The sequence below is a fragment of the Streptomyces sp. genome, assembly GCF_036566765.1.
Taxonomy (GTDB): Bacteria; Actinomycetota; Actinomycetes; order Streptomycetales; family Streptomycetaceae; genus Streptomyces.
Map to the genome: position 1 here is coordinate 1 of NZ_DATCVQ010000060.1, position 3,163 is coordinate 3,163.

The following is a 3,163-nucleotide window of genomic DNA, read 5'->3' on the forward strand; positions in this document are numbered from 1 at the left end:
GCGTCGCCCAGGTCCGCGCCACCCGCATCGAATCCGCCCTGGCCGCCGCCCTGGGCTCCGACGACCCCACCCGCCTGACCGAGATCGAAGAGGCCCTGACCACCCTCTCCCGCCACCTCATGCCGGCCTCAGGCCCGGCCGGCGGGGCGCGCTGACCCGGTCGAATCAGCCTTTCTCCGCCCGGTCCGCCGAAGTCGCGAGTGAGGTCGAACAACGCGTCTCGTCCCAGCTGTTGATGCTCACCGCGGGCGGGTGGCGGCTGCTGGTGGATTGCGGGTGGCCTAGTGGGCCAGGTCTCTCCGCAGGGCCGCGAGCCCCGCCGTGGCCAGCAGCGGCAGTTCGTGCGTCCATAGTCGCGTCCCGACGGTCCTTCTCCTTCGACCGCTTGAACACGCCGCTGCGGCGGGCGGCTTCCTGCGCCCTGCCTCCAGGAGAGCGTTCACCCTCAATACATTGCAACGAACAGGTTGATGGTCGTTGCGTTATGCTCGAAACTGTTGCAATGAAATATCGTCACCCACCTGCGATGATGGCGATTTCGCGCAACGGACTTGTTGCCAACTCCCTGAACGCAACGTAGCTTTTCGTTCATCAGAAACGGCGGGCCGACGGACGGTCCGCCGAACGAAGAAGGAGAAGCACCATGCAGCAGTTCGCCACCACCACCGCCGTCACCGCCGTCCTGGACATCCCCGCGGGCCGTATCCAGTTCATCGCCGCCGACCGCGTCGACACCACCGTCGAGGTCCGCCCCGCGAACGCCTCCAAGAGCCGCGACGTGAAGGCCGCCGAGGAGACGACGGTCGAGTACGCCGACGGCGTCCTGCGGATCACCGCCCCGGAGCCGAAGAACCAGCTCCTCGGCAGCTCCGGGTACGTCGAGGTGACCGTGCAGCTGCCCGCCGGTTCCCACGTCGAGGCGAAGACGGCCGACGGCGAACTCCGCGGCGTCGGACGGCTCGGCGACGTCGCCTTCGAGGCCGCCCGGGGCACGGTCAAGCTCGACGAGACCGCCGCCGCCCGCCTGGTCCTCATGGCCGGCGACGTCCACGTCGGCCGCCTCAGCGGCGACGGCGAGATCCGCACCCAGGCGGGCGACCTCACCATCGCCGAGGCCGTGCGCGGCACCGTCACCCTGCGCACCGAGAAGGGCGACATCCAGATCGGCGCCGCCCGCGGCGCCTCCGCCACCCTCGACGCCGGCACGACCTACGGCCGCATCAACAACGCACTGGCCAACTCCGAAGGCGCGGCCGCCGGCCTCAACATCCACGCCACCACCGCCTACGGCGACATCACCGCCCGCAGCAACTGACCCGCAACGTTCACAACCGATCTAAGGAGCCGCCATGTCCCTCCCCCTCACCGCCGCTGCCGGGCAGAATCGTCCGGAGCTGCAGAAGGTCATGCAGGAGATCGTCGATTCCGGGTTCGCCGGGGTGCAGATGCGCGTGAACGACGAGCGCGGCGAGTGGGTCGGCACCGCCGGCGTGAGCAAGCTCGGCGAGAGCGCGAAGCCGCCGACGAACGGCCGGGTCCGGATCGGCAGCAACACCAAGACCTTCACCGCCACCCTCGTCCTGCAACTGGTCGCCGAGGACAGGATCGACCTGGACGCCCCAGTCGCCGACTACCTCCCCGGGTTCGACCTCGACTCGCGGATCACGGTGCGGATGCTGCTCCAGCACACCAGCGGCATCTTCAACTTCACCGGCGAGTACTACGAAGACGGAACCGTCGGTCCGGGGATCGACTGGCAGGGCCAGGCATGGGTCGACAACCGCTTCAAGACCTACCAGCCGGAGGCACTCGTACGCCTCGCGCTGTCCAAGCCCGCCCGCTTCGAACCGGGCACCGACTGGAGCTACTCCAACACCAACTACGTCCTCGCCAGGCTCCTGATCGAGAAGGTCACCGGCCGCCCCATCGCCGAGGTGACGCAGCGCCTGATCCTCGACCCGCTCGACCTACGGGACACCGTCGTGCCCGGCACCCAGACGGACCTCCCCGAGCCGCACGCCCACGCCTACTACCGCTACGAAGACGAAGACGGCCAGCAGCAGACCGTCGACGTCAGCCGCCAGAACCCCTCCTGGATCTCCGCCGGCGGCGACATGATCTCCACCACCCACGACCTCCACACCTTCATCACCGCGCTCGTGACCGGCAAGCTCCTGCCCGCTCCCCTGCTCGCCGAGATGCTCAAGACGCACCCCAAGGCCGGTTACGGCCTGGGCGTCATGGTCCAGGACGCCGGCCCCGACGGAGGCACCGTCATCACCCACAACGGTGGCATCGCCGGCCACGCAGCCCTCATGTACAGCACCCCCGACGGCCGTACGACCCTCACCGCCGCACTCAACTACGTCGACGACACCGAGATGTCCCTCGCAGAACCCTTCCAGAACGCCCTGCAGGCACTCCTCAAGGCAGTCTTCGGCGAGCAGACCGCGGACTGAGGCGCAAGGGATGGGGCAGGTGTGACGTCGCGTGACTCGCGAGCCGACGCCCGGACGTCAAGAAGCACGTTTGCACCGCCCCGCCGCCCCACAGGCGGGCAGACACCCCGGCACCCCTCCCCCTACCGGACAGTGACCAGCCGGGTCGTGTCCCCTGTCGTGGTGTAGGGAGCGGCAGCCGGGTCAACTCGCCGGGCTGGTCAGGACGCAGTTCGGATAATCGTTGTCCGGATCGCCGATGGCGGCCCAGAGCTTAAGGACCTTGCCCTCCCTCAAGGCGGAGTAGGCGTCGGGCACTCGCTCACGCACTTCGGGGTGATCGGCGTCGAAGGTCACACCGACGAAGCTTTGCTTCTTGTCGGAGCCTTGCTCCCAGGTGCCTGTTCCGGACCAGGCCAAACTGTCATACCAGCCGACGGCGACGCAGACTTTGTCGGCGATGAACGTCCCGTCCTGCTTCAGCGTGAGGGTGCCGCCGTCGGCATCGGTCCACGTGGTCGCAAGTTCGGCCGGCTTCAGAACGACCGGTTCACCGTCGGGCGGCGGCATGACGGTCAACCTGCCGCAGGCCGTCAGAGCAAGGGCCGTGGCGAGCAAGATCAGGGCAGTACGACGGGAACGCAACACACTCCACCCCTGGCGGGTTCCGCAGGCCGCGTGCGCGACCGATGGGCTCAACAACTCACGCCGCACCCTGGCACGAA

3 protein-coding genes are annotated in these 3,163 nt (G+C 68.3%); 2 read left to right on the forward strand and 1 reads right to left on the reverse strand.

The annotated features are described in order from the left end of the window. Positions 1 to 643: 643 nt before the first annotated feature. Together VIU94_RS03050 and VIU94_RS03055 are read left to right on the forward strand one after the other, a co-directional pair. A complete protein-coding gene (locus VIU94_RS03050; RefSeq protein WP_331907223.1) occupies positions 644 to 1,315 on the forward strand; it encodes a DUF4097 family beta strand repeat-containing protein in 672 nt (223 codons plus the stop codon). A 34-nt stretch (positions 1,316 to 1,349) separates the two neighbouring features. Then, positions 1,350 to 2,459 carry a serine hydrolase domain-containing protein gene (locus VIU94_RS03055; RefSeq protein ID WP_331907225.1) on the forward strand — a complete coding sequence of 370 codons (1,110 nt, stop codon included), beginning with the start codon at positions 1,350 to 1,352 and terminating at the stop codon, positions 2,457 to 2,459. Between the two features lie 183 nt (positions 2,460 to 2,642). Here VIU94_RS03055 and VIU94_RS03060 read toward each other — a convergent pair. Next, a partial coding sequence (locus VIU94_RS03060; protein ID WP_331907227.1) for a hypothetical protein occupies positions 2,643 to 3,163 on the reverse strand: 521 nt, incomplete at its 5' end.